General features: G+C 61.1%; 12 protein-coding genes. 2 read left to right on the top strand and 10 right to left on the bottom strand.

The window, feature by feature from the left end; genetic code table 11:
- Window positions 1-7 precede the first annotated feature (7 nt).
- A complete protein-coding gene (locus ACL9RI_RS06890) occupies window positions 8-1,516 on the bottom strand; it encodes a CoA-acylating methylmalonate-semialdehyde dehydrogenase (RefSeq protein WP_422725843.1) in 1,509 nt (502 codons plus the stop codon).
- Window positions 1,517-1,671: 155 nt separating this feature from the next.
- On the opposite strand from ACL9RI_RS06890, the gene ACL9RI_RS06885 reads away from it, so the two are divergent.
- On the top strand, window positions 1,672-3,054 hold the full coding sequence (locus ACL9RI_RS06885) for a short-chain fatty acyl-CoA regulator family protein (RefSeq protein WP_422725842.1): 1,383 nt from the start codon (window positions 1,672-1,674) through the stop codon (window positions 3,052-3,054).
- On the opposite strand, the gene ACL9RI_RS06880 is transcribed toward ACL9RI_RS06885, so the two are convergent.
- From ACL9RI_RS06880 to ACL9RI_RS06850, 7 genes are read right to left on the bottom strand one after another with little or no spacing between them, the layout of a single operon-like run.
- Window positions 3,055-4,137, bottom strand: a complete 1,083-nt coding sequence (locus ACL9RI_RS06880; RefSeq protein WP_422725841.1) for an adenosine deaminase family protein — start codon at window positions 4,135-4,137, stop codon at window positions 3,055-3,057.
- A gap of 50 nt (window positions 4,138-4,187) precedes the next feature.
- Window positions 4,188-5,132, bottom strand: coding sequence for a nucleoside hydrolase (locus ACL9RI_RS06875; protein WP_422725840.1), 945 nt, complete (start codon window positions 5,130-5,132; stop codon window positions 4,188-4,190).
- Between the two features lie 27 nt (window positions 5,133-5,159).
- Window positions 5,160-6,191 (bottom strand): ABC transporter ATP-binding protein, encoded by a 1,032-nt coding sequence (locus ACL9RI_RS06870; protein ID WP_422725839.1) that lies wholly within the window; start codon window positions 6,189-6,191, stop codon window positions 5,160-5,162.
- Between the two features lie 7 nt (window positions 6,192-6,198).
- The gene (locus ACL9RI_RS06865; protein WP_183681364.1) at window positions 6,199-6,978 is read right to left on the bottom strand and encodes an ABC transporter permease; all 780 of its coding nucleotides are present in this window, start codon (window positions 6,976-6,978) and stop codon (window positions 6,199-6,201) included.
- Window positions 6,975-7,814, bottom strand: a complete 840-nt coding sequence (locus ACL9RI_RS06860) for an ABC transporter permease (protein ID WP_422725838.1) — start codon at window positions 7,812-7,814, stop codon at window positions 6,975-6,977. Before ACL9RI_RS06860 ends, ACL9RI_RS06865 begins: the two co-directional genes overlap by 4 nt.
- 21 nt (window positions 7,815-7,835) lie before the next feature.
- Window positions 7,836-8,858, bottom strand: coding sequence for an ABC transporter substrate-binding protein (locus ACL9RI_RS06855; protein WP_422725837.1), 1,023 nt, complete (start codon window positions 8,856-8,858; stop codon window positions 7,836-7,838).
- 58 nt (window positions 8,859-8,916) lie between these two features.
- Window positions 8,917-10,047, bottom strand: coding sequence for a porin (locus tag ACL9RI_RS06850; protein WP_422725836.1), 1,131 nt, complete (start codon window positions 10,045-10,047; stop codon window positions 8,917-8,919).
- 233 nt (window positions 10,048-10,280) lie between these two features.
- Between ACL9RI_RS06850 and ACL9RI_RS06845 the strand changes: the two genes are divergently transcribed.
- A complete protein-coding gene (locus ACL9RI_RS06845) occupies window positions 10,281-11,198 on the top strand; it encodes a LysR family transcriptional regulator (RefSeq protein ID WP_422725835.1) in 918 nt (305 codons plus the stop codon).
- Window position 11,199: 1 nt separating this feature from the next.
- On the opposite strand, the gene rsmA is transcribed toward ACL9RI_RS06845, so the two are convergent.
- Together rsmA and pdxA are read right to left on the bottom strand one after the other, a co-directional pair.
- The gene (gene rsmA / locus ACL9RI_RS06840) at window positions 11,200-11,979 is read right to left on the bottom strand and encodes a 16S rRNA (adenine(1518)-N(6)/adenine(1519)-N(6))-dimethyltransferase RsmA (protein ID WP_422725834.1); all 780 of its coding nucleotides are present in this window, start codon (window positions 11,977-11,979) and stop codon (window positions 11,200-11,202) included.
- 51 nt (window positions 11,980-12,030) lie between these two features.
- The gene (pdxA, locus tag ACL9RI_RS06835; protein ID WP_422725833.1) at window positions 12,031-13,074 is read right to left on the bottom strand and encodes a 4-hydroxythreonine-4-phosphate dehydrogenase PdxA; all 1,044 of its coding nucleotides are present in this window, start codon (window positions 13,072-13,074) and stop codon (window positions 12,031-12,033) included.
- Window positions 13,075-13,110 lie beyond the last annotated feature (36 nt).

Here is a 13,110-nt window from a genome sequence, read left to right as displayed (position 1 = left end):
CAGCTCCTTACTTGAGGCTGATGGTGGTATTGACCTTGCCCACCGATGCCGCATCCGTAAACCAGCGCTGCGTGACCGTTTGCGTCTGCGTGTAAAACAGCACGACCTGCTTGCCGAACGGGCCCAGGTCGCCCAGTTTCGAGCCGCGCGAACCCGTGAAGCTGAACAGGGGCACCGGCACGGGAATCGGCACGTTGATGCCCACCTGGCCCACGTCGATTTCTTCCTGGAAATAACGCGCGGCCGCGCCGCTTTGCGTAAACAGCGCCGTGCCATTGCCGTTCGGATTCGCGTTCACCAGGGCAATCGCTTCATCGAGCGTATCGACTTCCACCACGATCAAGACCGGGCCAAAGATTTCCTGGTCATACACGGCCATGCCCGGTTTCACGCCAGACAGAATGGTGGGGCCGACGAAGTTGCCGTTCGGATAACCCACCACTTTCACGTCGCGGCCATCGAGGGTCAGGGTCGCGCCCTGTTCCACGCCCTTGGCGATCAGGCCAAACACGCGCTCTTTCGCTGCACACGAGATCACGGGGCCCAGGTCCGGGTTATCCTTGCCCGCGCCCACGGTCAGGGTTTGCGCTTTTTTAGAGAGTTCCGGCAACCAGTCGCGCGCTTCGCCCACCAGCACGGCCACGGAAGCGGCCATGCAGCGCTGGCCGGCCGCGCCGAAACCGGCGCCCAGCAACTGGTTCAGGGTCTGTTCCTTGTTGGCATCTGGCAAGACGACCGCGTGGTTCTTGGCGCCCATCATGCATTGCGCGCGTTTGCCATTCAGGCTGGCGCGCTGGTAGACATGCGTGCCCACCTTGCTGGAACCGACAAACGAAATCGCCTTGATGTCCGGATGGTCGCACAGGGCGTTGACTACGTCTTCGCCGCCGTGGATCACGTTCAGCACGCCGGCAGGAATACCCGCTGCTATCGCCAGGCGCACCAGTTTTTCCGTCACCAGCGGATCTTGCTCGGAAGGTTTCAGCACGAAGGTATTGCCGCAGGCAATCGCCATCGGGAACATCCACAACGGGATCATGGCGGGGAAATTGAACGGCGTGATGCCGGCGCACACGCCCAGCGGCTGCAGCACGCTGTAGGTGTCGACGCCGCCAGCCACGTTTTGCGCGAATTCGCCCATTTGCAGGGTGCCGATATTGGCCGCGTGCTCCACCACTTCCAGGCCACGGAAGACATCGCCTTCCGCGTCCAGCAAAGTCTTGCCCTGTTCCATGGTCAGGGTCGCGGCCAGGTCGGCCATGTTTTCACGGATCAGTTGCTGCAATTTCAAAAAGATGCGGGCGCGCGCGCCGATCGGCGTCTTGCGCCAGGTTTTAAAGGCGCGCTGGGCGGCAGCGATGGCCGCGTTGACTTCATCGGGCGTGGCGAACGGTACATGGGCCAATACTTCTTGCGTGGCCGGGTTGACGACATCGCGCCAGACGGTGGTTTTGGATTCCACCCACTCGCCATTGATCAATAAGGGTACGGTAGGGATATTGTTTTGCGTGGTCACTCTGTGTCTCCTGATTTTAAGGATAGGTCTGTTTGCATTATTCGCACAATACTGGCTGCGAACAAGGCGTGAAAATGCGAGATAATGCAAAGCTGAATCTGTTAATCTGCGAATATTGTAAATTTGCAGATTCCACAAAGTCGGGAGACAACGCGATGGCAAAGGTTTTCATGGGCGTGCGCCTGCAGCGGCTGCGCGAAGAACGGCGCATGACGCAGGTGGCGCTGGCCAAGGCCCTGGGCATTTCGCCCAGCTACCTGAACCAGATGGAACGCAACCAGCGCCCGCTGACGGTGCCCATCCTGCTGCGCATCGGCAGCGTGCTGGGAGTCGATCCGCAAATCTTCTCGGAACACGACAGCGCCAGCCTGGTGGCCGACGTGCGCGACGTATTCGGCGAATTGCCCGATGCGCCGCCCACCTCGATGGCGGAACTCAAAATGCTGGTGGAAAACATGCCCGAACTGGCGCGCTCGATCCTGCTGCTGCAGCGGCGCTACCGGGTCATGGCCGAACGGGCCGATACGCTGGCTGCGCGGCTGGACGACGGCAGCCGTGGCGCCAGTTCGGCCGCGCCATCCACCGATGAAGAGGTGCGCGAATACCTGAACCGGCGGCAAAACTACATCGATGAACTGGACCGGGCGGCGGAAGCCGTGGCCGAAGAGCTGCCTGGCGGTCAGCGCACCCACGATGCGCTGCAAGCGCGCTTGCTGGAGCGCCACGGCATCCGCGTGCAATTGTCCGATGGCGATGCGGGCATGGTGCGCAAGCACCGCTACGACGCCCAGCAGCATATCCTGTGGCTGCCCGACACCCTCACGGGCGGCCAGCGCGCGTTCCAGATGGCGGCGCAAATCAGCCTGCTGGAACACAGCGCCCTGATCGATGCGCTGGTGCTGGCGGCCGGTTTTTCGGGCGCGGGCGCGCAAACGGGTGCGCGGCTGGCCTTGTCGAATTATTTTGCGGGCGCCCTGCTGATGCCCTACCAGCGCTTCTTGCAGGCAGCGGAAAGCCGCGCCTACGATATCGAGCGCCTGGCGCACCAGTTCGGCGTGGGGTTTGAAGCGGTCTGCCACCGCCTGAGCACCATGCAGCGCCCCGATGCAGCCGGACTGCCCTTCTTTTTCGTGCGCGTGGACCGCGCCGGCAATGTCTCGAAACGCCAGTCAGCCACCGACTTTCACTTTTCCCGCGTGGGCGGCACCTGTCCGCTATGGATCGTCTACGACGCCTTCAGCCATCCGGGCCAGGTGCTGACGCAGGTGGCCAGCATGCCCGATGGCTGTACCCATCTGTGGATCGCGCGCCAGGTCAGCACGGCGTCGCCCGGTTTCCGGGCGCCGGGCAAGACCTTCGCCGTGGCGCTGGGCTGCGATATCTCGCAGGCGCACCGGCTGATTTATTCGAAGGGGCTCGATTTGCACGACCCGGCAGGCGCCACGCCGATCGGCACGGGCTGCAAGGTATGCGAGCGGCAGGCATGCCCGCAGCGGGCGTTTCCATCCTTGCTGCTGACACCACCGATATCGGCTTGATTATTCCGTGACCCGCGCGCGCAGCGCGTCGAACTGGCGCGTAAAGTCGACCTGCCAGTCGCGCCGCGTGCTGTCGTCGATCCAGGCCGCATCCAGGCCATTGAGCATGAAGCCGCGCATGTCGTCCAGGCCGAAGCCGAATTCGCGCATCATCAGCCAGGCGCCCGTCGGCGTCACGTGGTGCAGGGTCGGATCGTCCGAATTCGGATGCAAGCGGAGGCCCAGCCTGGCCATCTCGCGGATAGGATGGTCGAGCGCCCAGCGTTCCGGCGTCAAAGTACGCAAATAATAGGAATTGGTGGGCACCACGGTAAATACCAGGCCCCGCTCGGCATACCGCTGCGCCAGTGCGGGATTGTCGACGATGGTGTAGCCATGGTCGACCCGGTCAATTTTTAACAGGTCGACCGCCGTTTCCACGTTCATCCACGGCATGCCGAATTCGCCCGCATGCGCCGTGCATTTGAAGCCGGCTTCGCGCGCCAGGCGGTAAGCCTCGGCAAACAGTTCCGGCGGACGGTCGTTTTCACGGTAATCGATGCCGATGCCGATCACTTCGGGCGCGCGGTAGGCTTTCATCCACTCCACCATCTGTACCGCTTCAGCCGGACTGGCTTCGCGGTCGATGCTGGGGATCAAGCGCCCGACGATGCCGAAATCGCGCTGCGCATCGCGGATGGCGGCCACCATGGCGTCTTGCGCCGCCTCGTAGCGGATGCCCGAGACGCGCACGGTACCGGTCGGGTTCCAGAAAAACTCGGCATAGCGCACATTGTGGCTGTGCGCATCTTCCAGGTATTCATAGGCCAGGCAATACAGGTCCGTTGGCGAGATGATCAGGTGCGCATCGAGCGCGCGCAGCACCCGCAGCACGCCTACCGGCTTGTCGCCGCGCGTATAAAAAGCGTCGATTTCTTCGGGCGTGACGACATTGCCGCTCTTCGCGGCCAGCGCGCGGAAGGTAGCCTGGCGCACCGTGCCGAACAGGTGGCAATGCAGCTCCACCTTGGGCATGGCGTGGACAAACTGTTCAATGGTCAAAGCAGTGGTCAGGGAAGAAGCAGGCAAGATGTCGGTGCTCATGAAACTCGATTCGTTAAGAGTAGAGGGCTTACAGCAGGATCACAGCAAGGTCACAGCAAAATCGCCGTCAGGCGGCGCATCAAGCGTTCGATGGCGGCAGGGCCATCGGCCAGCATCGCCACCTGCGTGTTGATCGGTGCGCGGCGCGGCACGCGGAATTCGCACACTGTCATGCCGCGCGTCAGTTCGCCCTTCAATTCGACGGCCACGTGGGCTGGCTGGAACTGGAACAGCTGCGGTGCTTCCAGGTACAGGGCCACCACCGGGTCATACATGGGCATGGGCACGGAACCGTCGCTGCTGCGGATGCGCACATAGGCTTCCAGGTAGCCGGCCAGGGTCAGGGCGCGCGGCGTGCCGATGGTGCGCAAGCGCTCCACTTCCACCTTGGTCACCAGCAGCTGGCGGCACAAATTCAAACCGAACATGCGCAGCGGGATGCCGGCCTGGAACACTTGTGCAGCCGCTTCCGGGTCCGAATAGATATTGAATTCGGCCGCGGCAGTATGGTTGCCCTGGTCGGTCGAGCCGCCCATCAAGATGATTTCCACGATCTTGCCGGCGATATCGGGCGCCTTGCTCAGCGCCGTGGCCAGGTTGGTCATCGGCGCAATCGCCAAAATCGTGATCTGGCCAGGATTAGCTCGTACAGCATCGATCAGCGCATCGACGGCATGGCCGGGCGCATCGCTGGCCGCACCAGGCGGCAAGGGCGTGCCGGTGGTCGGCATGCCGGTGTCGCCCAGGATGCGCTGCGCCGTTTCGATCTCGCCCACCAGCGGCTGCTCGCAACCGCGGTAGATCGGCACCGTCAGGCTGTCATTGGCCTTGATGCGCAGGGCATTGTCGTAGGTGATGTCGACTGGCGCATTACCGGTCGCCACGCTCACGCCCAGCCATTCGATATCGGGATTGCTGCCCAATAGCAGCATCGTCAGCCAGTCGTCAAAACCGGGATCGGTATCGAGCCAAATCTTTTTCAGGGTCTTGTCCATGGAGTGTCCAGTCGCATCAAAAGAGGGTCAAGCTTGCAGGTGCAGGGCATGATCAACAGGCAGCACGAAGCTCACCGCCGTGCCTTCGCGCCAGGCGGCGTTGGCGGCGGTGCTGATGCCCTTGACGTGGCCCAGCGGCGTATCGAGCAGGTATTCCACCGTGTCGCCCAGGAAGCCGCGCGCCAGCACCGTGCCCGGATACTGGCCTGCCGTATCGTCGGCAGCGCACACGCGCACCTTGTCCGGGCGCCAGCCCAGCGCCGTGGTGCCGGCTGCCACTGGGGCCGTGTAGGCCAGGCGCGTATCGCCGTGGCACAGCGCGCCGTTGCGGTAATCGAACAGGTTTTCCACGCCCATGAAGTTGGCCACGAAACGCGACGATGGCGTATTGAACACGGCTTCCGGCACGTCGAGCTGCTCGATGCGCCCGCCATTCATGACCACGATGCGGTCGGACAAAGCCAGCGCTTCTTCCTGGTCATGCGTCACGTACAACATGGTGATGCCCAGCTCGCGCTGGATGCGGCGCAGCTCGGCGCGCATCTGCACGCGCAGCTTGGCGTCCAGGTTCGACAGCGGTTCATCGAGCAGCAGCAGGGCAGGTTCGACCACGATGGCGCGCGCCAGCGCCACGCGCTGCTGCTGCCCGCCGGACATCTGCGCCGGCAAACGCGTCTCGAAACCACTCAGACCCACGGCCGCGATCACCGCTTCGACCTTGGTCTTCAATTCGGCGGCGGGCACCTTGCGCAAACGCAAACCGAACGCCACGTTGTCATACACATTCAAGTGCGGGAACAGCGCATACGACTGGAACACCATGCCGATATTGCGTTTATTCGGCGGCAGCTTGCCGATGTCGCGACCATTCAAGACGATGCTGCCCGACTGCAGCGGCATCAGGCCGGCAATCGCGCGCATGGTGGTGGTCTTGCCGCAGCCGCTGGGGCCCAGCAGCGAGATCAGTTCTCCCTGCTCCACTTTCAGGTCCAGGTCTTTCACCGAGGTGGTGTTCTTTGCGTAGCCGAGGTTCAGCTTGTGCAGTTCCAGATAACTCATGGTGTCCTTACATGTATTTTGAAATGCCCAGCACCTTCTCGGTCACCAGCACGAAGGCCATGGTGAACAGCACCAGCAAGGTGGAGATGGCGGCGATCGATGGATCGAAGCTGTTTTCCATATGGCCCAGCATCTCGATCGGCAAGGTGCTGATGCCGGGGCCCGTCAGGAACAGCGAGACGGGCACCTGGTTGAACGAGGTAACAAACGCCAGGAAGAAGGCGGCGATCACGGCGTTGCGGATATTGGGCAGCACGATCATGGCGAAGGTGCGCAAACGCGAGGCGCCCAGGGTGATGGCCGCATCTTCGATATCGACGCGCAGGTTGACCAGGCTGGCGTACACCACCCGCACCGCGTACGGTATCAGCAGCGCGATATGGCCGATCAGCAGCCCCAGGTAGACCGGCGCATTGATCGTCAGCACCAGGTGATTGAGCAAGCCCAGACCGACCAGGATAGCCGGGATGATCAGCGGCGACGTCAGCACCTGGCGGATCACGCCGATGCCCGGCGGCGGCATGCGCGAAAACGCATACGCGACGGGGATGCCCAGCGCCAGCGCCACCACGGTGGCAATCAGGCCGATCTCCAGGCTGGTCTGGAAGGCGCGGCGGAAGTCCGGCGCAGCCCACACTTCAAAGATCCAGCGCAGCGAATACGAGGGCGGCGGGAACACCATGGTTTCGCCGCCGGAAAAACCGGCCAGCACCACGATGGCGAAGGGTCCCAGCAGGAACAGGAACACCAGCCACAGCATCAAACGCGACAACAGACTTTGCTTCATACAGAACTCCGGCTAGACGAGATACGTTTGAGGACCGCATTCACCAGCAGGGTCATGCAAACCAGGATGACGGCGATCACATTGGCCGCGCCAAAGTCACTCTCCACGCTGACCTTCTGGTACAGCAGGGTTTCGAGCATCAGCACCTTGGTGCCGCCCAGCAGCGCCGGCGTGACATAGGCCGTGACGCAGCCCGTAAACACCAGGGTGCCACCGACTACCAGGCCTTCCTGCGTCAATGGCAGGGTGACCTTGCAAAACACTTGCCAGGGATTGGCACCCAGGGTGGCGGCAGCCGGCTCCACGTCGCGCGGCAGGTTTTCCAGCGCGCCCGAGAGCGACATCAGCATCAGCGGCAGCAGCAATTGCAGCAGGCCGACAAACACGGCAAACTCGCTGAACAGCAACCGCAGGGGCTCGTCGGTAAAGCCCATGCTGACCAGCGCTGCGTTGACGGCGCCGTTACGGCCCAGCAGCACGATCCAGGCATAGGTACGGGCAATCGGCGAGACCATCAGCGGCAGGATCATCATGCCGACCACCATGCCGCGCCAGCGCGGCGTGACCTTGGCGATCGCCTGCGCGGCCGGGTAGCCGAGGATCACCGAGGCAATGGTCACCATCGCGGCGATGCGCAGGGTGCGCCAGAAGATGGTGCGGTTGAACTCTTCCGAAAAGAAGGCGACGAAACGGTCGACACCCCATTGCATGCCGTCGCCGACACGGAAGGCGTCGACCAGCAGCGCCAGCACCGGCAGCAGGAAGCAGACGACGATAAAGATCAGCGCGGGCAGGACCAGCAGCAGGCCCAGGCGTTTTTTAGGATCAGCAAACATGCGGTTCTCTCTTCGTCACCACTATTTGCTCATGGCCTTGTTCCACTTCTCCATCCAGTTCGAACGCTGTTTCAGGATGACGTCAGGCTTGACGAACTTGAGCGAGCTGATTTGATCGGGACCATAGGTATTGAACTGCGCGGCCGCCACCGACAAACGCACTTCCTTGTTGACGGGCGAATCGACCAGGTTGGTCGCCAGCTGCGTCTGCACTTCCTTGGACAGCCAGAAATCCATCAGCTGGTAAGCCAGGTCCGCATTCTTCGATTTGGCGACGATGCCCATCACGTTCATGCCAGCGGCCTGGCCTTCGGCGGGAATCGCCCATTTCAGGGGCAGGCCCGTCTTGAGCATTTGCGACCAGGTGAAGCGGGCCACCGGCGCGGCCCAGATCTCTTCCTGCGCGAACAGCGCCGCCAGTTGCGCGCTGTTTTTCGAGAACGTCACCACATTGCCCTTCATGCCGGCGATCTTGGCAAATCCCGTGGCGTAGTCGTCGGTCTTGCCGCCCCAGGCCGCGTCGGCCATGCGCAGCATCAGCGGACCCTGGGTGGTGCTCACGTCAGGAAAAGCCACGCGGCCTTTCAGTTCGGGGCGCCAGAGGTCTTTCCACGAGGTCAGCGGCGCGATCTTGTCGCTGCGGTACACCAGGCCCACGGAATACAGGGTGTAGCCGACGGCGAAATTGCCGCCGATCGGATTTTTTGCCACATCGTACAACTGGCCGTAGTTGCTCAGCTTGCTGTATTCCATGGGCTGGATCAGCCCCTTTTGCGCCGCTTCCAGCATGCCGGAATCGGACAGCAGCACCAAGTCGATCACCGGGTTGTTGCGGTGGGCAACCAGTTTGGCGATGCGGTCGGCGTTATTACCCGTTTCCACCTTGATTTCGCAACCGCACTTGGCCTTGAACGGCTCGTACACATACTTCATGAACAAGGGCTGGGCAATCGGATAGGCCGAAATGACCAGCTCGCGTTTTTCCGCGTGAGCGGCATTGGCCAGCAAGCCGAGACTCAGGGCCAGCAAAAGTTGCTTTTTCAAGGTGCGTCCTTTCAAGGGGCGGCGCTAGGAGACAGCGCCTGTAAAGATGAAATCGATATCAGAAATAATGTCGCATGCCGACAATCAACACGCTTTGCGTCTTGCCTTGCGACGCGCCGAAACCGAATACGCGCGCGAACGTCGCATCGCCGGCTGCCTTCTGATAACTCCAGGTAACGGCCACGTCCGTGCGCTTGGAGAGGAAGTAGTCGGCCTGGAAGTTGACCTGATGCCATTTCGGCGACTTGTTGATCACGTCGTATTTACCGGTGGTAAAGAAATACGAGGCGCCCAGGTTCAGCGCTTCCGTCAGCTTGTGGTTCATGTTCAGATCCACGTTTTGCAAGGTCAGGCTGCTTTGGTCCAGGTAGTGGTAGCGTACATTGGTGTACAGCAAGCCAAACTTGGTCCTGCCCACATTATAAAAGCCTCCCGTGCCGGCGATGGCCTGGCTGCGTACGCCGGCCGCGCCCTTCAGTGCGCTCTTGTTGAAAATCAGCAAGGGACTGGCGTAATCGTTGCCCAGTGCGCCATCCGGCGCAGCAGGATTATTCGGGTAGTCGAATTTGGTGTACGCCAGTGCCCAGCTGAATTCATCGACTTTGTAGCCAGTACCCACGCTGTAGGCGCGGTTCTGGTTGGAATTTTCTGCATTCTCGCTGTAGCCATACAGGCCCGTGAACGACAGGTTGCGGATGGTCGGGCTGACATATTTGATGGCGTTCTGCACGCGCAGGTTGTTATAGCCATTGTCATTGTCGCCGATATGCACGCCATTACTGGCGATCACCACCGGGCCCAGGTAATCCTTGACGGCCTCATACTGGCGGCCCAGGGTCAGGGTGCCCTTGTCGCTGCTGGACAAGCCCACATACGACTGGCGGCCAAACAGGCGGCCGCTCTGTGCCGAGGTGCCCGTCATCACGTTGAAACCGTTTTCCAGCACAAATAAAGCTTTCAAACCGTCGCCCAGGTCTTCCTGGCCGCGAAAACCGATGCGGGGATTCTGGTTGCTGCCGCTGATGGCATGCGTCAGGGCATGGCCGCCTTCATCCGAGGTGTAGCCGATACCGGCCGACAGCAGACCATATATTTGTACACTGCTTTGCTCCTGCGTCTGGGCCTGCGCTGCCGCTTGCGCCGCCAGCAAGCCACCCACCACCATTGTTCCCGTCATCCATTTGTTCATCGCCGCCGCCCTTGAGAGTTTATCCGCTGAATTTTTGTAAGTTCTTGTGATTTTTTATGATTACGTCGCTTGAATCTGCGGCTGCCGACGGTGACGGCGCTGCATTTCAAGCACTGCCCATGAATTTGTTGTTTTCATGATAAGTAAAGACCAGTCCAGAATATGGTAAATTGCGGGATAAGAAAATTTGTTTATTTTTATAAATCCATTACTTTTTTTAATAAGCAAACCGCATGCATGAACTGAGCAAGAAAATCTCATTGCGACATTTGCAAGCTTTTTCCACGCTGGCCCGTGTAAACAGCTTCAGCAAGGCTGCACAAGAATTGTGCGTGACCCAGCCAGCGCTAAGCGCGTCGATCAAACTGTTGGAAAATCAGCTGGGAAAGAAGTTGTTTAATCGCACAACTCACCAGTTGGAATTGACGCGCGAAGGCAAGCTGGCGCTGGACTACACCACGCATTTGCTCAATACGGCCAGCAATACCTTTGCCGATATCCAGCGCGCCATCGGCAGCGGGCGGCACCGTATCCGCATCGGCGCGATTCCGTCGGCCATGGCGATGACGGCCGTGGTGGTGGCGCGCTACAACGAGCAGCATGGCGATGAAGTGGAAATCGTCCTGTCGGACATGCCCAACGATGGCTTGCTGCACGCGCTGCACTCGGGCCAGCTGGATTTTTGCGTGGGCATCGAAGTGCCGGGCTCGGCGACACTGGAAACGGTGGGCCTGTTCGAAGATGAGCTGGTGCTGGTGACGGCAGGCCGGCATGCGCTTGCCTCGCACAAGGAAATCCGCTGGGAACAGCTGGCGGGCCAGGAAATCGTGGTATTTACCAAGGGCAGTATCTGGGAATTTGCTTCCAGCGCCCTGCACCAGCACGGCTTGAACCCCACCAGCCTGTATCAGATGGTGCACAGCGAATCGTTGTACGGCGTGGTACGCGCCGGCATCGCCGTCGGCATCATGCCCAGCCTGTACACCACCTTCCTCAACGATGAAGACTTGCACGTGGCGCCGCTGCGCCAACCTACCTGCAAGCGCAAGATCGCGCTGATGCGGCGCAATGAAATCAGCCGCAACCACCATGTCGACGATTGCTTTTCAGCGCTGCGGCAAGACCTGCAACAAGTCGATCACTGGTTCTGAATTACTCAGGAGCCTTCAGCAGGTTCGCCAGCGCAACATACTGCTCCAGGCTCACGGTTTCCGGACGCAGGGTCGGATCGATGCCGGCGGCGATGATCTGCTCTTCCGTGAACATGCCTGCCAGGCAATTGCGAATCACCTTGCGACGCTGCGAAAACGCTTTCATGACCACCGCTTCCAGGGTTTCCTGGTCGCATGGCAAGCGCTTGGCCACCGGGATCATGCGCACGATGGCCGATTCCACTTTCGGCGGCGGGTCAAACGCCGTCGGCGGCACGATGAACAGCAGCGACATGTTGTAGCGCCATTGCAGCATCACCGACAGACGGCCATACGCCTTGCTGCCCGGTTCGGCGACCATGCGCTCGACCACTTCCTTTTGCAGCATGAAATGCTGGTCCAGCACCAGCGGTGCAAACTCTGCCAGGTGAAACAGCAGGGGGCTGGAGATGTTGTATGGCAAGTTGCCCACGATACGCAGCTTTTGGCCAGCCGGCACGGGAATTTGCGCAAAGTCGAATTTCAGCGCGTCGCCCGAATGGATGGTCAGCTTGGCCGGATTAAACGTCTTTTCCAGGCGCACGATCAGGTCGCGGTCCAGCTCGACCACATGCATCTGCTTCAAGTGGCGCAGCAACTGTTCCGTCATGGCACCCAGGCCAGGGCCGATCTCGACCATGGCATCGTCTGCCTGCGGCGCGATGGCGGCCGTGATGTCATCGAGGACGAAGCGGTCATGCAGGAAGTTCTGGCCAAAGCGTTTGCGGGCTACGTGTTTCATATGCTGTTTTTCTATAAATGCGGTAAGGCGGGGTGTAACGAAGCGGAAGGATCAGGTACGGGAACTGGCTGTCAGCATGGCTAGCGCCGTGCTCAAGGCTTGCTGCATGCTGTGGCAATCGGCCAGGCCCAATCCTTGCGCGGCCAGGTCCAGCGCCGTGCCATGATCGACCGAAGTGCGGATCAAAGGCAAACCGAGCGTGACATTGATGCCACGTCCGAAGGTGGCGTATTTCAGCACCGGCAAGCCCTGGTCATGGTACATGGCCAGCACGCAATCGGCATCCGCCAGATATTTCTGCTGGAACAAGGTGTCGGCCGGATACGGTCCGCGCGCATCGATGCCGCGCGCCTGCGCCGCCGCAATTGCCGGGGCAATCACGTCGATTTCCTCGCGTCCCAGATAACCGCCCTCGCCCGCGTGCGGGTTCAGGCCGGTGACCAGGATGCGCGGCGCGGCGATGCCGAACTTGTGCTGCAGGTCGGCATGGATGATGTCCAGCGTGACGGCCAGGCTGTCGGCCGTAATCGCGGCCGGCACGTCTTTCAGGGGCAAATGGGTGGTCGCCAGCGCCACGCGCAAGTGCGGCTGGCCATGGCCCGGCTCGCCGGCCAGCATCATCACCACCTGTTTGGTCTGCGTCTTTTCGGCCAGGTATTCCGTGTGGCCGGAAAAAGCCACGCCAGCGTCATTGATCGTGCTTTTTTGCAACGGCGCCGTGACCATGGCGCCAAACCAGCCGGCCTGGATGCCTTCCACGGCCGCATCCAGGGTGGCCAGCACAGAACGGCCATTGTCCTTGTCGAGCACGCCGGGGATGACATTATTGACGGTAGGAATATCGATCACGGCCAGGCGGCCCGGACCGAAATGCGGCAAGCCGCTATTGCGCACGGCTTGCAGGGACAGCGCCGCCAGGCGGATCTCGGGATCGATCAGGCTGGCCGTCAGCGCCAGGAAGGCCGCGTCGCCCAGCAAGATGCAGTTGGCCTCGTGGCGCATGGCCCAGGCGGCGCGGATCGAAATTTCAGGTCCGACACCGGCCGGTTCGCCACAGGTAATGGCAATCGCCGGACGAACGCCAGAACTGGCCATGGAACGTACTGCCGCGCCGGGCGCCACAGGAGAGGA

This window comes from Janthinobacterium sp. Mn2066, assembly GCF_049319705.1.
GTDB lineage: Bacteria > Pseudomonadota > Gammaproteobacteria > Burkholderiales > Burkholderiaceae_D > Janthinobacterium.
The sequence above is the reverse complement of the archived record's forward strand: the minus strand, read 5'-3'. Positions and strand labels throughout refer to the sequence as shown.

Excerpts from the sequence above, each read along its gene's own strand:
- ACL9RI_RS06885 (WP_422725842.1), top strand. The coding sequence starts at position 1,672 with ATGGCAAAGGTTTTCATGGGCGTGCGCCTGCAGCGGCTGCGCGAAGAA.
- ACL9RI_RS06870 (WP_422725839.1), bottom strand. The coding sequence starts at position 6,191 with ATGAGTTATCTGGAACTGCACAAGCTGAACCTCGGCTACGCAAAGAAC.
- ACL9RI_RS06875 (WP_422725840.1), bottom strand. The coding sequence starts at position 5,132 with ATGGACAAGACCCTGAAAAAGATTTGGCTCGATACCGATCCCGGTTTT.
- ACL9RI_RS06880 (WP_422725841.1), bottom strand. The coding sequence starts at position 4,137 with ATGAGCACCGACATCTTGCCTGCTTCTTCCCTGACCACTGCTTTGACC.
- rsmA (WP_422725834.1), bottom strand. The coding sequence starts at position 11,979 with ATGAAACACGTAGCCCGCAAACGCTTTGGCCAGAACTTCCTGCATGAC.
- ACL9RI_RS06860 (WP_422725838.1), bottom strand. The coding sequence starts at position 7,814 with ATGTTTGCTGATCCTAAAAAACGCCTGGGCCTGCTGCTGGTCCTGCCC.
- ACL9RI_RS06850 (WP_422725836.1), bottom strand. The coding sequence starts at position 10,047 with ATGAACAAATGGATGACGGGAACAATGGTGGTGGGTGGCTTGCTGGCG.
- ACL9RI_RS06865 (WP_183681364.1), bottom strand. The coding sequence starts at position 6,978 with ATGAAGCAAAGTCTGTTGTCGCGTTTGATGCTGTGGCTGGTGTTCCTG.
- pdxA (WP_422725833.1), bottom strand. The coding sequence starts at position 13,074 with ATGGCCAGTTCTGGCGTTCGTCCGGCGATTGCCATTACCTGTGGCGAA.
- ACL9RI_RS06845 (WP_422725835.1), top strand. The coding sequence starts at position 10,281 with ATGCATGAACTGAGCAAGAAAATCTCATTGCGACATTTGCAAGCTTTT.